Annotated in this window: 19 protein-coding genes; 16 read left to right on the top strand and 3 right to left on the bottom strand. The window is 61.3% G+C overall.

The genetic code is table 11. The annotated features are described in order from the left end of the window. Positions 1-20 precede the first annotated feature (20 nt). From ABIB99_RS19125 to ABIB99_RS19105, 5 genes are read left to right on the top strand one after another with little or no spacing between them, the layout of a single operon-like run. Positions 21-1037, top strand: coding sequence for a carbon-nitrogen hydrolase family protein (locus ABIB99_RS19125; protein WP_354177082.1), 1017 nt, complete (start codon positions 21-23; stop codon positions 1035-1037). Positions 1038-1089: 52 nt separating this feature from the next. Continuing rightward, on the top strand, positions 1090-2196 hold the full coding sequence (locus tag ABIB99_RS19120) for a cupin domain-containing protein (RefSeq protein ID WP_063984242.1): 1107 nt from the start codon (positions 1090-1092) through the stop codon (positions 2194-2196). Positions 2197-2239: 43 nt separating this feature from the next. Next, entirely contained in the window at positions 2240-3148 is a 909-nt protein-coding gene (locus ABIB99_RS19115) for a fumarylacetoacetate hydrolase family protein (RefSeq protein ID WP_354177080.1), read from the top strand. Continuing rightward, complete coding sequence (locus ABIB99_RS19110) at positions 3148-3585, top strand: acyl-CoA thioesterase (RefSeq protein WP_354177078.1); 438 nt, start codon at positions 3148-3150, stop codon at positions 3583-3585. Before ABIB99_RS19115 ends, ABIB99_RS19110 begins: the two co-directional genes overlap by 1 nt. Further along, positions 3582-4289, top strand: coding sequence for a hypothetical protein (locus ABIB99_RS19105; protein WP_354177077.1), 708 nt, complete (start codon positions 3582-3584; stop codon positions 4287-4289). Before ABIB99_RS19110 ends, ABIB99_RS19105 begins: the two co-directional genes overlap by 4 nt. 886 nt (positions 4290-5175) lie before the next feature. Here the strand turns inward: ABIB99_RS19105 and ABIB99_RS19100 are convergent. Further along, on the bottom strand, positions 5176-5568 hold the full coding sequence (locus ABIB99_RS19100) for a cupin domain-containing protein (protein WP_354177075.1): 393 nt from the start codon (positions 5566-5568) through the stop codon (positions 5176-5178). Between the two features lie 46 nt (positions 5569-5614). Between ABIB99_RS19100 and ABIB99_RS19095 the strand changes: the two genes are divergently transcribed. The 7 genes from ABIB99_RS19095 to ABIB99_RS19065 all read left to right on the top strand — a co-directional run bounded on the left by ABIB99_RS19095 (position 5615) and on the right by ABIB99_RS19065 (position 9524). Beyond that, positions 5615-6055, top strand: coding sequence for a dodecin family protein (locus tag ABIB99_RS19095; protein ID WP_354177074.1), 441 nt, complete (start codon positions 5615-5617; stop codon positions 6053-6055). A gap of 144 nt (positions 6056-6199) precedes the next feature. Continuing rightward, complete coding sequence (locus ABIB99_RS19090) at positions 6200-6505, top strand: hypothetical protein (protein ID WP_354177073.1); 306 nt, start codon at positions 6200-6202, stop codon at positions 6503-6505. A gap of 152 nt (positions 6506-6657) precedes the next feature. Next, positions 6658-6837 (top strand): hypothetical protein, encoded by a 180-nt coding sequence (locus tag ABIB99_RS19085; protein ID WP_354177072.1) that lies wholly within the window; start codon positions 6658-6660, stop codon positions 6835-6837. Between the two features lie 151 nt (positions 6838-6988). Next, the gene (locus ABIB99_RS19080) at positions 6989-7630 is read left to right on the top strand and encodes a glutathione S-transferase family protein (RefSeq protein WP_071915273.1); all 642 of its coding nucleotides are present in this window, start codon (positions 6989-6991) and stop codon (positions 7628-7630) included. Between the two features lie 83 nt (positions 7631-7713). Beyond that, positions 7714-8043 carry a GcrA family cell cycle regulator gene (locus ABIB99_RS19075; RefSeq protein WP_028155869.1) on the top strand — a complete coding sequence of 110 codons (330 nt, stop codon included), beginning with the start codon at positions 7714-7716 and terminating at the stop codon, positions 8041-8043. A gap of 325 nt (positions 8044-8368) precedes the next feature. Then, positions 8369-8803 carry a bleomycin resistance protein gene (locus tag ABIB99_RS19070; protein WP_071917154.1) on the top strand — a complete coding sequence of 145 codons (435 nt, stop codon included), beginning with the start codon at positions 8369-8371 and terminating at the stop codon, positions 8801-8803. A 307-nt stretch (positions 8804-9110) separates the two neighbouring features. Beyond that, a complete protein-coding gene (locus tag ABIB99_RS19065; RefSeq protein WP_354177070.1) occupies positions 9111-9524 on the top strand; it encodes a hypothetical protein in 414 nt (137 codons plus the stop codon). A 404-nt stretch (positions 9525-9928) separates the two neighbouring features. Here ABIB99_RS19065 and ABIB99_RS19060 read toward each other — a convergent pair whose 3' ends face one another. Both ABIB99_RS19060 and ABIB99_RS19055 read right to left on the bottom strand, forming a co-directional pair. After that, the gene (locus ABIB99_RS19060) at positions 9929-10495 is read right to left on the bottom strand and encodes a hypothetical protein (RefSeq protein WP_354177068.1); all 567 of its coding nucleotides are present in this window, start codon (positions 10493-10495) and stop codon (positions 9929-9931) included. 561 nt (positions 10496-11056) lie between these two features. Further along, positions 11057-11884 carry an alpha/beta hydrolase family protein gene (locus ABIB99_RS19055; RefSeq protein WP_354177067.1) on the bottom strand — a complete coding sequence of 276 codons (828 nt, stop codon included), beginning with the start codon at positions 11882-11884 and terminating at the stop codon, positions 11057-11059. Between the two features lie 39 nt (positions 11885-11923). Here ABIB99_RS19055 and ABIB99_RS19050 point away from each other — a divergent pair, with 39 nt between their 5' ends. The 4 genes from ABIB99_RS19050 (at position 11924) to ABIB99_RS19035 (ending at position 16039) form a co-directional block, all read left to right on the top strand. Continuing rightward, positions 11924-12958 carry a LytTR family DNA-binding domain-containing protein gene (locus ABIB99_RS19050; protein WP_354177065.1) on the top strand — a complete coding sequence of 345 codons (1035 nt, stop codon included), beginning with the start codon at positions 11924-11926 and terminating at the stop codon, positions 12956-12958. Positions 12959-13138: 180 nt separating this feature from the next. Beyond that, on the top strand, positions 13139-14098 hold the full coding sequence (locus ABIB99_RS19045) for a helix-turn-helix domain-containing protein (protein ID WP_354177064.1): 960 nt from the start codon (positions 13139-13141) through the stop codon (positions 14096-14098). 137 nt (positions 14099-14235) lie between these two features. After that, positions 14236-14949 (top strand): SDR family NAD(P)-dependent oxidoreductase, encoded by a 714-nt coding sequence (locus tag ABIB99_RS19040; protein WP_354177062.1) that lies wholly within the window; start codon positions 14236-14238, stop codon positions 14947-14949. Positions 14950-14959: 10 nt separating this feature from the next. Then, positions 14960-16039: an NAD(P)H-dependent flavin oxidoreductase gene (locus ABIB99_RS19035; RefSeq protein WP_502917506.1), complete on the top strand. Its 1080-nt coding sequence runs from the start codon at positions 14960-14962 to the stop codon at positions 16037-16039. Positions 16040-16187: the final 148 nt, after the last annotated feature.

The following is a 16187-nucleotide window of genomic DNA, read 5'->3' as shown; positions in this document are numbered from 1 at the left end:
CCAGCGACAGGGTAGGGCCAATGCTGAAGCTGCCTCGCTTTAGAGCCGCCGCCGTCCAGGCTTCACCTGTCTATCTCAACCCGGGCGCGACAGCCGACAAGGCAGCTTCACTGGTCCGTGAAGCCGCAGCCAATGGCGCGAAGCTCGTCGCGTTCCCCGAAGTGTTCGTTCCCGGCTATCCCTACTGGAACTGGATCACCGATCCCGTCACGGGCAGCGCATGGTTCGAGAAGCTCGCCAAGGCATCGGTGCTGGTGCCGGGTCCGGAGGTCGATGTCGTCAGGAAGGCCGCGCGCGATACCGGCTGCCACGTCGTGCTCGGCGTGAACGAGCGCAGCCCGGTGTCGCTGGGCGCGATCTACAATACCCTGGTTTTCATCGGGCCGGACGGCGCGGTGCTTGGCAAGCACCGCAAGCTGGTGCCGACCTGGGCGGAGAAGCTGACCTGGACCGGCGGTGACGGATCGAGCCTGCGCGTCTATGATACCGAGATCGGGCGTCTCGGCGGACTCGCCTGCGGCGAGAACACCAACACGCTCGCGCGCTTTGCGCTGTTGGGTCAGGGTGAGCTCGTGCATGTCGCCAGCTACATCTCGCTTCCGGTCGCGCCCCCCGACTACGACATGGCGGAGGCGATCAAGTTGCGCGCGATCGCCCATTCCTTTGAGGGCAAGATTTTTACGATCGTCTCCTGCTCGACCGTGTCGGAGGAGATCATCACGGCGATGGAAACGGTCGTCCCCGACGCGCGTGCGCGCCTGCAGCGCAAGTCGAGCGCGTTCTCCGGCATCATCGGACCCGATGGCCGCGTGGTCGGCGATCCCCTGATCGACGACGAGGGCATCGTGTACGCCGACATCGATCTCGACCGCTGCATCCAACCGAAGCAGATGCATGACATCGTCGGGCACTACAACCGGTTCGATATTTTCGATTTGCGGGTCAACCGCCGTCCTCTGGCGCCGCTGCGCCTCGCAGACGGTGAGGGCGATGACGCGGGGCAGGGCTTCACGCCGATCCCGCTGAGATCGGAATAATGGTTGGGCGCGTCGATAGAGCGGCGCGACGAGACAGGACTTGGAGGACAGGATGCGCGAGAACGTGATCGGCCGGGCCAATGTCGAGGACACCCCCGAGCTCAAGGCCTATTACAAGGACCTCGAAAAGTACGAAGCCGGCGCGCTGTGGACGGTCGCCAACAAGATCGAGCCGTGGGCGCCGCAATCGGCCTCCGTTCCCGTGCTCTGGCGCTACAACGATCTGCGCGAGCACGTGCTGCGCTCGGTCGAGCTGGTCTCGCCGGAGAAGGCGGGGCGGCGGGTGATCTATCTCAACAATCCCGGCCGCCGCGATGTGTCGGCGGCGGTCGGCTGGCTCTATTCGGGATTGCAGGTGATGCATCCCGGCGAGGTCGCAACCGCGCACGCGCACTCGGCTTCAGCCCTGCGCTTTATCATGGAAGGTTCGGGCGCCTACACCATCGTCGATGGGCACAAGATGACGCTGGGGGCGCGGGATTTCGTGCTCACGCCGAACGGAACCTGGCACGAGCATGGCGTCGAAGCCAACGGCTCGGTGTGCATCTGGCAGGACGGTTTGGACATCCCGCTCGTCAACGCGCTGGAGGCGAATTTTTTTGCGGTCCATCCCAAGGTGCAACAGGAAGAATCCGGCTATCCCGTGGACGACATGACCAAGACCTGGGGCAATCCCGGGCTTCGGCCGGCGGATTCGAAATGGTCGAAGGGCTATTCCCCGATGTTCAAATACGAGTGGGAGCCGACCTACGAGTCCTTGCGCAAATATGCCGCTGCGACCGACGGTTCGCCCTATGACGGCATTCTCATGAACTACGTCAATCCGATCTCCGGCGGACACGTGATGCAGACGATCGGCGCGAGCATGCAGCTGCTGCGGCCGGGCGAGAAGACGAAGTCGCATCGGCACACCGGCAGCTTCATTTACCAGGTCGCCAAGGGGCGCGGTTATTCGATCATCGCCGGCCAGCGTTTCGAGTGGCAGGAACGCGACATCTTCTGCGTTCCCTCCTGGGCCTGGCACGAGCACGGCAATGCTTCGGGAAGCGAGGACGCCTGCCTGTTCTGCTTCAACGATCTGCCCGTCATCGAGAGTCTCGGCTTCTACCGGGAAGAGGCCTATGGCGACAACGCCGGCCATCAGCCAGTTGCCGCCTGACGTCCCCGCACAGAATTCAACCGAAAGAGCCGGATAAAGCTGCATGCGCCTTGTTACCTACACCTTGGGCTCCAGTGGTGCCCGCCTCGGGGTCCTCGTTGACGGATTGGTCGTGGACGTCGAGCACCTCGGTGCGTCGCATGGCTTTGCATGGCCGAGCGACATGCTGTCGTTCATCGACAACAGCGTGACGCTGCTGCCGGCGCTGAAGGAGCGTCTGGAGGATGCCGATGGACGCTTGCCGGCCGGCTCCGCCGTTCCGCTCGAGGACGTGAAGCTACAGGCGCCCATCCCGCGACCCCGCAAGAACATTTTCGGCATCGGGCTGAACTACCGTGCACATGTGGCGGAGTCCGCCAAGAGCCTGGATACCGACAAGGACCTGCCGAAGCAGCCGGTCGTCTTCTCCAAGCCGCCGACGTCGGTGATCGGCCCCGGCGGCGCTATCCAGCACAATGCGAAGATGACGCAGCAGCTCGACTGGGAAGTCGAGCTCGCCGTCATCATCGGCAAGACCGCAACCCGAATCGCGACCGACAAGGCGATGGACCACGTCTTCGGCTATTCGGTGATGATCGACATTTCCGCGCGCGACAATCGCCGCGCCGGCCAGTGGATCTTCTCCAAGGGCATGGACACCTACGCACCGTTCGGCCCCTGCATCGTGACCGCGGACGAAATTCCCGACCCACATGACCTCCGGCTGTGGCTGACCAAGAACGGGGTCATGAAGCAGGACTCCAATACCAAATACATGATCTTCGACATTCCGGTCCTGATATCGGACATTTCATCGGGCATGACGCTGGAGCCGGGCGACATCATCGCGACGGGAACGCCGGAGGGCGTCGGCGCCGGCAGGACTCCCCAGGAGTGGCTATGGCCGGGTGACGTGGTCGAAGCCGGGGTCGACGGCGTCGGTGTCATCAGGCATCCGGTCGTTGCGATCTGATGACGTCGTTCTCGTTCGATCGCGAGCTGAGGTTCGGAGACTGCGATCCCTCGGGGATCGGGTACTTCCCGTCCTACCTGAACATCCTCAACGGGGTCGTCGAAGACTTCTGGGCGAGAATTGGATTTCCATGGCCGGAGCTGATCACGGTCCGGAAAATCGGGACGCCCACGGTGCATCTGTCCTGCGACTTTTCCCGGCCGTCGATGTTCGGCGATCTCTTGACGTTCGGATTGCGCATTAGCCGGGTCGGCGGATCGTCGCTCCATTTGGAGCATGTCGTCTCCGGCGCGAACGGCATGCGCTGGCGCGCCCGCCAGATCCTGGCCGCGACGTCGCTGGTGGATCACCATGCGATCCCGTGGCCGGATGACATTCGCGCCGCGCTGATGGCGCATGTGAGCGCGGGCGAGGGCGCCGAGGCAGCGCCCGCATGATCTCGCTGTTCATGACATTCGCCGATCCGGCGGGCGAACGGCGAATTCATCCCGACGAGGTCGTCGCCGTGGCGGAGCTGGTCGGATCGATCCCTGATATGGCCGAGGGCCTGCTGTTCACGCCGCTCGAACAGTCGGTCGATCATCCCTACAAGGCCGATGGCTCCGGCCCGGTGTTTGCGCTTCAACTCCGGTTTCCCGACCTGTTCGCCTGCGAGGCGGCGATGGATCGCGGTGGCATCCTTGCCGGTCTCGCGACGGGGGCCGGACTGGCGAGCCTCACCGGCTTGGATGTCACGCACCAGGTCATGCTGACACGCGCGTTTCCCGTCGAGGTCGCCGAACATCCGGCAGGCACGACCACTCCGTGCAGCTATCTCGTGCACTATCCCGGCCCGGCCGAGGACATGAACGCCTGGAACCTGCATTATCTGGAGCATCATCCATCGATCATGCGAACCTTCCCTGACGTTCGCCAGATCGAGATCTACACCCGGATCGATTGGATCGACCGGCTGCCGTCGCAGCGCGTCGAGCACATGCAGCGCAACAAGCTGGTGTTCGACAGCCCGCAAGCCCTCGCGCACGCGCTCGGCTCCGGCGTGATCCAGCGCATGCGCGCGGACTTCGTCCAGTTCCCGCCATTCGCAGGCGGCAACAAGCATTTTCCGATGCTGACGCGGGTGGTGCGGCCGAAGCGCTAGAGCCGAGAGCGTGAAAACGATGGCGTGAGCCGTGAATTGAGATGGATCGCCAGATGTCCGCTTTGGCCGTCAGATCGCGCCGGACTCGCTATGCCGGTAGCCTTTATAGACACCCCAAGGTTGCGACGAAATTACCCAGCAATCTTAGCGCCTGCTCGTGTGAATTCTGCTATCATCGCAACGTGGGGCGACTCTGATGCGGGGATTGTCATGCCTCCAGGGAGGGACCGACCATGACTACGATAGCGAAACCATTTGCTCTCGTCGCCCTGGTTGCGACCATGAGTGTCGGAGCACTTGCGCTCAGTATCGCCTCTACCTCAGCGCAATCGCCTGCAGCATACAAGAACTACTGCATCACCAGGATCAAGTGTAACAACGGCTTTCTATGGAAGTGCAACCGTTGTGACGGCCGCTATTCATGGCGGCAGGGGTGCCGTCCCACCTTTAAGGCGTGCTGACACTGACGTAGTTCGTAGGATGGGCAGAGCGAAGCGAAACCCATCAAACCTGATCCTCGCAACGGCATCGAGCTAAAGAATGACACGGGCGCTGCATCGGCGTGCCGGGGGCGATGGGTTTCGCAAGAGCTCTACCCATCCTACATCTTGGCGCAAGCGACGCCGGTTTCGGCACGGCCTCTATTCGACACGATGGGGCGCGATTCCGAGTCTTGCCATCGCCTCCCGCTCAGCGCCACGCGAGCCCTTAGGATTGCAGCCGACACCAACAGAGGCATAGCGACCGTGGTCACCGAGCGGGTTTGCCGGCATCGACGGTTGACGTCCGCTTTGGGGTAGATGCTGACAACAGCCGCGGCCCGCCTTGTCGGCGATGAGCCCATTTGCAGATTTTCGGCGTCGTGGGCGAAGGCGATCCCTGCGAACTATGGGGACGGCAAATCGAGGCCGTCGGGTAGCCTGATCCAAAGAACGGTTTGCTCGTCTGGGGAATGACGAGACAGATGGCCCTTTCCGTGTGTGTCCTCCACCAACACGAACTCGCCCGCAGAGACGTGCCGCACCTCGCCGTCGCTCGTCTCGTATTCGACCGCGCCAGTCAGTCTCACAGTCAATACCCGCGCGGGAACGGTGTGCCAATCGACCTGTCGCATACCGGCAGGAATTTGAGTAACCTCCATGCTTGACGCGGGATAGCGCTGGGACACCTGAAACGGCTTGGCACCGGGAGCGACGGTCAGCTTTGCCGTCATGGGGATTTCCACCTCACCGAAGTGAGATTCACCGTCCGGGGTTGCGTATATCCGAAGACACTTCATCGGCTGTCACCTTTTGGCTCGCCAGCAAGAACAAGACCACCCTACCATGACCGCGGCGAGGGTGATCACGGCTCTGATGGGATGGTCCGCTACGGGCGACGGCCTGCTTCGGGCCAAAAGCCGCCATCCACGCCAAATGCGGTTTGTCCTTATCGGGCCCCGGGGCGGGGTCCGAGGCGTATCGCGTCGTATCAGCGCCGACATCCTGATGCTAGATTTCACAACGGCGGGGAGCACCTGCTTTCTGCTTCAGACCGAACAGGAGGACGATATGCCTGATAGCGTCTACAAGGTCATTGAACTGATCGGTACCAGCAGTGACTCATGGGAGAAGGCGGCCGCCAATGCGGTCGGGCAAGCTGCAAAAACTCTCCGGGATCTTCGCATTGCAGAGGTCGTCAAGCTCGATATGCAACTGGATGAGAAGGGAAACGTAGAGTCCTATCGCGCCAAGCTCAACGTCTCGTTCAAGTTCGAGGGGTCCTGAGCCTCGGCACCTCGCCCCCGCTTGCGGGGCGAGGTTGGCTCGCTGGAGAAAGGCGCGCGGCCATTCGGGAAGCAGCGCCCTGGTCCGACCGGGAGCCGGTATGCTTTGATGCGTGGGACGGGAACTGCAACGCGTGGTGGCCTCATGTACATCGTCATTCGCAAGTACACCAGGGTTCGTTCGGTCGCGGACGCTGCCCGCCGCGCCAAGAGCGGCGTCGGTCAGATCCTGAAGCAATCGCACGGATTCAGATCTTACTACGTGCTGGATGGGGGCGACGGCGTCGGTGTCGCCGTGATGATATTCGAGGACCGCGAAAGCGCGAATGCAGCGAACGCCAGGATAATGGAGTTTATTCAAGCAAGTCTGCATGACCTCGATCTTGGGGATCCCGAAATCACTGCCGGCGAAGTGTTGGTAAATATGGAACCTGATGCGTCCTCGGCATGAAGTACTCGTAAACGCCGCCAGTTGTGTGGGGTGCCGGCCCCTGCCACTGCTGTGGATCTGATCGCCGTCGCGCAGGGGCGATCGCGCCCTGGACATCCGGATGTCGTCGGTCAGGAATATTCGACTGCTCATGCTTTTCGAGGAGTAACAACATGAGGCGACACGATTTCGAAGCATTTTTCATCACAGCGACCGTCTGGACGCCGCTCGTAGCTATGGGCACCGCGATGCCGCCCCGAGATCCTGATGAAGACGAGGAGGACGACGAGGACGACGAAGAGGAGGATGAAGCTGACGAGCCGGCAGTCGTCCGCGAGCCGGATGAAGACTAGGCCGTGAACCCATAAAGTAGGGAGGACCGGCGCTGCATGATACCGTGTATTCGACGAACCTTGTGCATATCGTGTCGGAGCGATAGCAGCAGGTGTGGAAATCTCGCTCCTGCGAATTAAGGCACTTAAGCCAACGTAAGGACGCTCAAGTATGCTCACTGTCTATGGCGAAGGTCGTGGGTTCCGTGTCGTTTGGCTGCTTGAGGAATTGGGGGTGGCTTATCGGCTGCGCCCGGTCGATCTGTTCGCTGTCGAGAATGATCCCGATTTTCTCGCGATCAACCCCGCCGGCTTTATCCCGGCGCTGCAGGACGGCGAGATGATCATGGTCGAGTCGATCGCGATCCTCGAATACCTGCTCGCCCGCCACGGCCCGAGCCCGCTCGCCGTCGCCCCGGATGATCCGGCTTTCGCCGCCTATCTGCAATTCCTCCATTTGGGAGAGGCCGGGCTCGCTGGACCAATGAACGCCGTCATCGTCGGTCGCGCATTCGCCCCCGCAGCAGAGCGAAACGCCCGGGTCACAATCTGGGCACTGGAGACCTTTCATAGCCGGCTGGGATTGGTCATCCAGCGTCTCGCAAATCGTCCATTTCTCGCCGGAGACCGGTTCACTGCTGCTGACATTTCAGTGAGCTACGCACTCCTGCTTGGTCTGCGAACCAGCAACTATACCCCGGGTTCAGTCGAGCGTGCCTATCTCGCCCGTACGACGACACGCCCCGCCTACGCCCGGGCGATGGAAATCTGCCAAGCCACCAAGGCTTGGGCGGAGAGATCACCAGCGTTGTAGAGCCAAGTCGTGAATCCATAGAAGGGATTCCCGCGAGCGGCCTGGACTAGCCAGTGTCGGTCAGTCCGCGCTATAATCTCTCCATGGGCTGGGATGCGAAAGACGTAGCGCTGCTCAAAAGGCTCTGGGCCGCAGGACAGAGCGCGGCACAGATTGCGCGCCGTCTCGGGTGTAGCCGTAACGCGGTCTGCGGGATGCTAACCCGTTCGGGCTTGAAGCGTGGCCACAAGCCGCCAACAGCAAGACCCAAGATAAGGCCGCCCCCGAAGCCAAGGCCGGCGTCGTCGGCCGCCCTGGTACGTCGAGTAGAGAAGAAGGTGTCGCGAAGCACCGCAGAGAAGCAGCAGCCCAAGGAATTCAGCAAGCAGCAGCTGTACGCCATTCTAGCTGAGGCGGTCAGGAACACTGGCTAAGCGCTAACCACGACGGGCGTTACGCTCCGCGTCCGCGCCCTGGTCCAACTCGAACGGTTCGGCTGTCGTGACCATTCCCCAAGCCTTGGTCTGCTTCGGGTCAATCGCGTCGGTTTGGTTCTCCCGAGACGACGCCCGGTCAGCCCCAGTGAGCGGACATCTTTAGTACCCCTCGCCAGGTCTCAAACGGGCCAAAAGCAGACATCGCCTCGACAGCCGCTTGTCTATCAGACAGTCCCAACACGGGAAGATATGTTAGAATTGCCCATCATCAGAATTGGGTCGATCTTTTGCGAGCACGACACGAGTGAGGATGTTGCAGGCTATGGCTGTGTCAGAAGACAGATTACCGACTGGCGGTTTTGCTCACTTGGTCCCTGAAATGGATGTGTTCGACCTCAAACAGAGCACGACCTTTTGGTGCGACCTCCTTGGTTTCCGTATCGCCTATCAGCGGCCTGAAAGTCGATTTGTGTACCTGGAGTTTCAGGGTGCGCAGGTCATGCTCAGACAGCACAGCGGCCATTGGCAAACTGGTGCTTTAGAACGACCACTGGGGCGCGGTATCAACTTCCAAATCTTTGTCGGCTCCGTCGCGCCACTTCTCGATGCTTTGGAAAAGGCACAATGGCCGCTCTTCAGGGAATGTCACGATGCTTGGTATCGGATCGCCGGTGAGGAGCGAGGCAACAGGCAGTTTTTGGTGCAGGACCCCGACGGCTACCTTCTGCGTTTCGCGCAAGACTTGGGAAAAAGATAGCTTTTCGACCCAGCAATCCCACTTGGAGATTGTCCGCTTAGGGTCAAAAGCAGCAGTGGGCGCCAAGCTGTATCGGCGTCCGGTTTGCCCCTGACAGCCGACATGACACGCGCTCAATTGACCTTCGGCTGAGGGCCATAAGCGAGCGCGGCAAAACATGCCAGCGCATGCTCCGGCAAATGCTATTGGTCCATGCCTGGGCGGGGTTAACGCTGCGCCGGCGAGCCAGAAAGTCCTTGACGCAACAGAACACCACGGATTTGGATCGGTCGGAAGACCTTGATTGGACGATGGACGGAGCCGACCCGTGGGATTTTTGCTGAGAATTATGCTCGTAACCGCTCTCGTGAACCTTGCTCCAGCCGTCGCCCAGGCGCCGAAGAAAGCCGTCGCTTCTCCTGCCTTGCAGAAGGAATTCGATGGCTTCATCGCGAAGTTTCGCGCGGCGCTGAGGACAAACGATTCCGCCGCCGTCGCCGGTATGACACGATTGCCGTTCATGAACGACAGCGCAATTCGCGACGCCGCGCAATTTCGCGCCAAGACCTATCCGACCTCGTTCACGCCGAAAAATCGCGCGTGTATCCAGCGCGGCAAGGCCGTCTACGATCGCGATCAAGAGAACAATGACAATTACTTCGTCTTCTGCGGCGAGCTCATCTTCGTCTTTACCAAGACGCCCGCCGGGTTCCTTTTTACGGAGGTCGGCGCGAATGACTGATCAGGCAACAATGCTATCCACTGCCGCCGGACGTATGATCGGCGCCTCGCTCAGCGACGTATTGGATACCGCAACCTAGGCGATGGGCCGCACTCATCAACGGAAAGACTCGCGGCGAGCACAACGAGTCGGCTCAGCTCCCCATCAACGGACATGCAAACGGACAGCGGCGACTTCGCCTTCGGGTCACACCCGGAAAAACTCGGGCTGAGCATATCAAGTCTGCTTCACCCCCAAGGAGCGGATATCTAGCGGACATGCCGGGTCGACCGCTTGAGGCCACAAGCGGACCATCTGACCCAAATTACGAACAGAAGAAGAGCCCAGCTGTGGTGGGCTGGGCTCTCGTTCAGCGATTGATGGCCGCCTCAACAACCATCTTTACGGCGACATCGGGTTCAGGATCATTTGATTTCCCAGGACGTGTTGTGCGGGATGTCCATCGCAAAATATTCGCCAGAGCCAGCCAGCGCAGGCATAGCTATGCACGCAAATGGTTCGCTTCCGGTGATGCCCTTATACTTACCGGTGCCGCCGGTGATGATATGCGTTCCACAATCCATTTTCGGCTGGGCCTTGTCGAGGTCTCGAGTATCGAAGGTCGAGAAAATCTTGTCGCCGTCGCTGTCGGCGAGCACGCAAGCGCCGTCAATGTATTTCTTGTCTCCGGACGCGACGTTCAGCGCCACGCAGCGTGCTGACATCTTGTCCAGCATCTTCTCTCCCTTCATGTTTTGAGTGGTCCCGACCGCCTCCAGCGTAGTGGCCTTGCCGAGTTCGGCGGTGTCAATGCTCATCAAGGGCCGAAAAATAAAGTGCGTCACATAAGGAGTAGTCCCCTTCTTTTCAATCGGCTCTCCCGCGACAGCCGCGGGGGCAAAGGACACGAGCGCTGCAGCAAAAGCCGTTGCTTTGGTGAGTCTCATCGCTGCGGTGACTGTGGGGACTATGCGCACGTTGATGGAGTTCATGAGTGCCTCCTTAGATCAAGCGGCGGTTCAGGTCTCCGCCGTGAATTGCCGCGAGTTGAAATCGACCTGCGTATGCTTTCTCCTGTCAAATCGAGTTTGCACGCCGGCGCCGAGCGCCAACGTGATCATGCTTTCTTGATGCTTCGCCTTGGACTGACGAAGTATGTGGGGATGGTGGCTCCAATCATCGGTTTTGACCTCAATACAAGGCTCGACCGAACGACCTGGAATGTTAGCATAATAGCATGGAACGCGGCGAACGTCAGCGTCATGCCCGGAATACGCAGCGCGCACAGTCAGCTGTCCTGACCGAATGCGCTGTGAAAAATGCAATTCTCCTGTTGTTCGGATGAAGCACGGGGCACATGGGTGCAGCGACTCTGTGCCGCTCTTCATGCTTTGCGTCGTTCCGCTTGCAACTCAGGAGGTGAGCATTGAGTCACGTCGATTTCCACAGCCACCAATATCCGTAATGTCCGCTTCGGGTCACGAGGGGACGTTCGCCCTGAGCGCGGGAATGTCAACTAACGGCCAAGAACGGACATCCCACTTCAAAACTTGCTACTGCAGCGTCCGCTTGAAGAAGGCGACGATGTCGTGGTCGAAGCGCTCATGAAACGCAGCGCGGTCGAAGCCCGGCTTGCTTGTGCAGATTGCCGGTATGCGGGTTGCCAGGTCCGCAGAGCACGGCTTCAGAAAGTCGTAGTGCCCGGCGTCAGCCACGACGTGCGTCTCGGGTGGCGTCGGCAAAGCGAGCCGAACGGCTTCCGCATAATAGGGGTGTGGTAGCACTTGATCATTCTCGGCCCGCCAGAGCTGTACCGGCTGGAGGACAGCCGCCAGACCGTTGGTCCCGAAGGCAAAACCGAGAGCGGGCGCGGCGGAGACCACCGCCTTGATTCGCGGATCGTGGGTCCAGACGATATCGGTATCCGGCAGCAACGGGTGCTCTTCCATGATCTGACAGTCTTCGAAGGCGGGATGCGCCTTGCAGTGGCTCGGAAGGGTCCGAAGGTCCGGCTCGCCGCCGGCGGCCGCTAGCACCGTCAAGCCGCCAGCCGAGAAGCCGAACGCGCCAACGCGATTGGCATCGAGGCGGCCGTGGTCGCTCCACGCGCCCAGCATGTAATCCGTGAGCAGCTTCAATTGCCGTGGCCGTTCCCAGATTGCGGTCGGACGGCTTTGGTCGCGCCAGCTATCGCCATTATGCGTAAGAGCGGCGACGACGAACCCTGCATTGGCCAGGGCCGTGGCGGTGTCGAGGTGCCCGGCGTAGGAGCCTCCATGACCGTGAGATATGACCACCAGCGGAAGACCGGTGCCCTCAACCGGCGCGTCGCGGGCGACCATCTGTTGATCGGTCTCGACCGCCTCCAGCTTCGGGGTCATCGTGGTCGGATACCAGACGCCCACCTCGATAGGTGGGCCTTGCGGATCGTCGATGCTGAAATGCCGGAACCCGACCGCGGCGTCGGCCTGGCCGGCGGTGACTGCGATGAGTACGGCGAAAAAATATGCAATCGTGTAACGCATGGGAACCTCTCGGCGAGTGGGACGCCAAGGATCCAGCAAACGGCACAGGCCTGCGCCAGCAATTGTTCGCCAACGGGCGAATGGGTTCGCCGGCGGGCAAACCGCAACTATAATGGCCTTATGAGTGAAGCGCGCCGGAGTGACTTTCTACGGGATTGGGCCGTTGACCTCGCGATCGCGAGCGTCTGCGCCATCTTTTTCGGCCTGATCGGACCGTTTGGTAGCTATCTGAACGGACCGACCTGGCAGCGCGTGGTGTTTCAACTCGCCTGCTTCTTACCCGGAACCCTCCTTTTCGGATCGCTCATCCGGGTGGTGCTGCGGCTCCGCCTGAACCCGGCGATGACCTGGATGTCGATCTTTCTCGGCGTCGTCATCCTGAACGCGCCATTCCAGATCTGGGTCGTGTCGATCGCCGTATCGATATGGCCCTTCCTGAAAATCCTGCGACCACTCGATTGGTACTTGCAGGGGCTGATCACGGCCTTGCCGATCGTGCTGGGTTTCACCCTTCTCATGCAGGCCCGGTTACATCGCCGGCAACAGGCCAAGGAAGCCGGCGAAGCGCCGCCAACTGCTTTCGGGCTGCTCGGTGCGCCACCTTCCGCGGTGCTTTGCCTGCAGATGGAGGACCACTATGTACGCGTCCATACCGCCGGCAACTCTCGCCTTGTACTAGCAACGCTCAACCAGGCAATGATGGCGCTCGAAAATGCCGATGGCCTGCAGGTACATCGCTCCTGGTGGGTCGCGAGGAAGGCGGTTGTGCGGGCCGTTACCGAGGGCCGCAATCTGCGACTGCAGCTCGTCAATGGAATCACGGCCCCCGTCGCCCGGTCAGCCGTCGCCATCGTGCGGGAGGCGGGCTGGTTGACGAACGAGAGCTCGGCGGGGGGCCGCAGCACCGAAACAGAAATATTGCCCCTATGACGGAGGCCATGTCCGTTGTGGGTCAAAAGCTGGCGGTCGGCAGCAGCGTGGCAACGTCGGTTGGGGGCCAATAACGGAAGTGAGCGGCTACACTGCCTGATCGCAGATGCGTGATAGGGCCGGGGCGAGAGTTGCGGTCAGCCACGAGTCCGACCACATTGACGCCGTCGAGCCCGCAGCATGTCCAAAGGTGACGCCGGCGTGGATTTATTTGGCCGAAATCAGGAATTGACATCTCGGCCGACGCCGTCAGGCGAACGCAGCCCCAACAAATACGGCGTCGCCGGGCTGCTGGCCTCATCCGCCACGCGAGGTTGGTCAAATCTCACGGCAGAGCTTCGCAGCCACCGCGGTACGGTTGCCTGGAATAACCCCCAGCCTGATGCCGAGATCTGCGTTGATGTGCGCGGTAGTCGGTCCGTTGTCACGCGTCGGCTGGACGGGGCCATCGACTCGACCATCTCCGAACGTGGAACCATCTGGTTTCGTCCGGCCGGCGTGCACGAAGGCCTGATCGACATGTCCGAGCCGGTGCCAGCGATCTTGCATCTTTACCTACCGCCCGGTTTGTTCTTGTCGCATGATCTGGGAGAAGGGTTCGGCGCGACGGCGATCGATTCACTCCGCCACAAGGGCGGCTTCCGCGATCCACTGCTTGCCGAGATGGCCTTTGCCATCATGCTCGAACTGGAACACGAGACGTCCGCGGGCAGGCTGCTCGCCGAAACCCTGGCATTGAGTCTGGTGGCAAGATTGATCCAGAACCATGCTGCGCCGCGGTCCGGCCTGGTCATGCCGGCCGCAGGGGAAGGGCTCGACCGACGCAGATTGGCGCGGGTGCTCAACTATATCGAAGCCAATTTGGAGGGCGATCTGACGGTAGCGCGGCTGGCCTCGGTTGCCTGCCTGAGCGAGTTTTATTTCGCGCGCGCGTTCAAGGCCGCCATCGGCAAATCGCCGCATCGGCATGTCAGTGCAAGGCGCCTCGAACGCGCCAAGGATCTGCTCTGCGATGCGGACCGGGCCTTGGTCGATATCGCCCTCGGGCTCAGGTTTTCGTGCCAGGCCAATTTCACCCGCGCATTCCGGCGAGCCACGGGCCAGACACCGGCGCAATATCGGCGAAACTGGCTGGCTTGACTTTGTTACCGATGTAACGATCTGCATCCGCCGACGGCAGGAAATGACAATAGCTGAGCAGGCGATGCAAAGCGGCATTGCCTCGATCAGGGTTACTGTTCGCCCATCCATGCACTTTGCGTGAAGGAGAAGCGAATATGACTTCCGAACGGAAGGTTGCCATCATCACCGGAGCATCGCGCGGCATTGGCGCAGGACTGCTCGAGGCCTACCGGGATATCGGCTACCACGTCGTTGCCAGTTCTCGTTCGATCGGCAGGAGCGACGATCCGTCGATGCTCGCGGTCGATGGCGACATCGCCAGCGCAAAGACGACCGATCGCATCGTGGAACTGGCCATCGAGCGCTTCGGACGGATCGATACGCTCATCAACAATGCCGGCCTGTTCATTGCGAAGCCTTTTACCGAGTATTCTGAGGCCGACTTCGCCAAGATGGTCGGGGTCAATCTCGCGGGCTTTTTCAATCTAACGCAGCGGGTGGCGGCGAGGATGCTGCTCGCGGGCTCGGGTCACATCGTCAATATCACGGCCACGATCGCCGAGCAGCCGATGGCGTCCCTGGCGGCGGCGCTCGCGGCGCTAACCAAAGGCGGTCTCAACGCGACCACCCGCTCGCTCGCGATCGAGTACGCAAGCCGGAATATCCGCGTGAATGCCATATCGCCTGGTGCGATCGCGACCCCTATGCATGCGCCGGAGGCGCATGGCTTCCTCGCAAGCTTGCAGCCGATGGGCCGCATGGGCGAGATACAGGAGGTCGTCGACGCCGTGATGTATCTTGAGCGAGCGGCTTTCGTCACCGGCGAGATCATGCATGTCGATGGCGGCGCGTCCGCCGGCCACTGGTAGGAGGCGTGCGATGTGGTCTAACCGACGTCTTGTTGAATTGTTCAAGATCGAGCATCCGATCGTGCTGGCACCAATGGCCGGATTGGGCACGGTAGACCTTGCAGCCGCGGTCTCGAATGCCGGCGGCATGGGCTCGATCGGCTGCGCTGTCTTGACGCCTGAGCTCATTGCAAAGACCGTTGCCGAGCTACGGCGACTGACGAAGAGACCAATCAATCTCAACTTCTTCTGCCACGATGCGGCAAAGGCGGACGCCGCTCGCGAGCGTGCCTGGCATGAGAAGCTTTCGTCGTATTATCGCGAACTGGGCATCGCCCCCGCAACGGCTGCACCGCGCCTCGATCTCGCTCCGTTCGGCGATGCCGCGTCCGCCGTAGTCGAACAGGTCCGGCCGGAGGTGGTAAGCTTTCATTTCGGTTTGCCCGAGCCCGAATTGGTCGATCGGGTCAAGGCAGCCGGCTGCAAGGTGATCTCATCGGCGACGACAGTCGACGAAGCATGCTGGCTCGAAAAGCATGGTGCCGATGCGATCATCGCTCAGGGGTACGAAGCCGGAGGACATCGAGGCTCATTCCTCGATTCTAACAGCGAGCGCGCGATCGCCTCACAGGCCGGCACGTTCGCCCTTGTGCCACAAGTCGCTGACGCCGTCAGCGTGCCCGTGATCGCAGCCGGCGGGATCGGGGATGGGCGAGGGATCGCAGCGGCGTTCGCACTCGGGGCCGCCGGCGTGCAGGTTGGAACCGCCTTTCTGCTTTGTGCCGAGTCGGCAACGCCCCCGCTCCATCGCGAGGCTCTGCGAAATGCGCGGTTGAACCAGACTGTCGTGACCAACGTGTTCTCCGGGCGACCGGCGAGGGTTCTGGTCAATCGCCTTGCCGCCGAGATTGGTCCCTGGTCGGACGCGGCGCCGGACTTTCCGCTGCCCATGGGCGAACTGTCGCCGCTGCGTGCTGCGGCTGAGCAGAATGGAAGCTCCGATTTCACGCCACTCTGGTCAGGTCAGGCGGCGGCGCTTGCCCGCGAGATACCCGCCAAAATGTTGATGGACATCCTCGTGCGGGAAGCCACCAAGTCTGGAGGCAGCTGATGTCCGGCTTGGGATACCAACCAAAGTCCGAATTGGGTCGAAGTCCGGCGTCGTTCGCTGCGGATCGGCGCGCCGGGTTTACCCTGCGAAACCGACCTGACGTTGAGGAGCGCTGTCGGCAGGGATGGGCCAGCAGCGGACATTGCGG

It is taken from the genome of Bradyrhizobium sp. LA6.1 (genome assembly GCF_040547805.1).
In the GTDB taxonomy this organism is placed as follows: Bacteria; Pseudomonadota; Alphaproteobacteria; order Rhizobiales; family Xanthobacteraceae; genus Bradyrhizobium; species Bradyrhizobium barranii.
This window is presented reverse-complemented; position numbering and strand designations above follow the sequence as displayed.

Excerpts from the sequence above, each read along its gene's own strand:
- ABIB99_RS19125 (WP_354177082.1), top strand. The coding sequence starts at position 21 with ATGCTGAAGCTGCCTCGCTTTAGAGCCGCCGCCGTCCAGGCTTCACCT.
- ABIB99_RS19120 (WP_063984242.1), top strand. The coding sequence starts at position 1,090 with ATGCGCGAGAACGTGATCGGCCGGGCCAATGTCGAGGACACCCCCGAG.
- ABIB99_RS19115 (WP_354177080.1), top strand. The coding sequence starts at position 2,240 with ATGCGCCTTGTTACCTACACCTTGGGCTCCAGTGGTGCCCGCCTCGGG.
- ABIB99_RS19110 (WP_354177078.1), top strand. The coding sequence starts at position 3,148 with ATGACGTCGTTCTCGTTCGATCGCGAGCTGAGGTTCGGAGACTGCGAT.
- ABIB99_RS19105 (WP_354177077.1), top strand. The coding sequence starts at position 3,582 with ATGATCTCGCTGTTCATGACATTCGCCGATCCGGCGGGCGAACGGCGA.
- ABIB99_RS19100 (WP_354177075.1), bottom strand. The coding sequence starts at position 5,568 with ATGAAGTGTCTTCGGATATACGCAACCCCGGACGGTGAATCTCACTTC.
- ABIB99_RS19095 (WP_354177074.1), top strand. The coding sequence starts at position 5,615 with ATGACCGCGGCGAGGGTGATCACGGCTCTGATGGGATGGTCCGCTACG.
- ABIB99_RS19090 (WP_354177073.1), top strand. The coding sequence starts at position 6,200 with ATGTACATCGTCATTCGCAAGTACACCAGGGTTCGTTCGGTCGCGGAC.
- ABIB99_RS19085 (WP_354177072.1), top strand. The coding sequence starts at position 6,658 with ATGAGGCGACACGATTTCGAAGCATTTTTCATCACAGCGACCGTCTGG.
- ABIB99_RS19080 (WP_071915273.1), top strand. The coding sequence starts at position 6,989 with ATGCTCACTGTCTATGGCGAAGGTCGTGGGTTCCGTGTCGTTTGGCTG.
- ABIB99_RS19075 (WP_028155869.1), top strand. The coding sequence starts at position 7,714 with ATGGGCTGGGATGCGAAAGACGTAGCGCTGCTCAAAAGGCTCTGGGCC.
- ABIB99_RS19070 (WP_071917154.1), top strand. The coding sequence starts at position 8,369 with ATGGCTGTGTCAGAAGACAGATTACCGACTGGCGGTTTTGCTCACTTG.
- ABIB99_RS19060 (WP_354177068.1), bottom strand. The coding sequence starts at position 10,495 with ATGAACTCCATCAACGTGCGCATAGTCCCCACAGTCACCGCAGCGATG.
- ABIB99_RS19055 (WP_354177067.1), bottom strand. The coding sequence starts at position 11,884 with ATGACCCCGAAGCTGGAGGCGGTCGAGACCGATCAACAGATGGTCGCC.
- ABIB99_RS19045 (WP_354177064.1), top strand. The coding sequence starts at position 13,139 with ATGTCCAAAGGTGACGCCGGCGTGGATTTATTTGGCCGAAATCAGGAA.
- ABIB99_RS19040 (WP_354177062.1), top strand. The coding sequence starts at position 14,236 with ATGACTTCCGAACGGAAGGTTGCCATCATCACCGGAGCATCGCGCGGC.
- ABIB99_RS19035 (WP_502917506.1), top strand. The coding sequence starts at position 14,960 with ATGTGGTCTAACCGACGTCTTGTTGAATTGTTCAAGATCGAGCATCCG.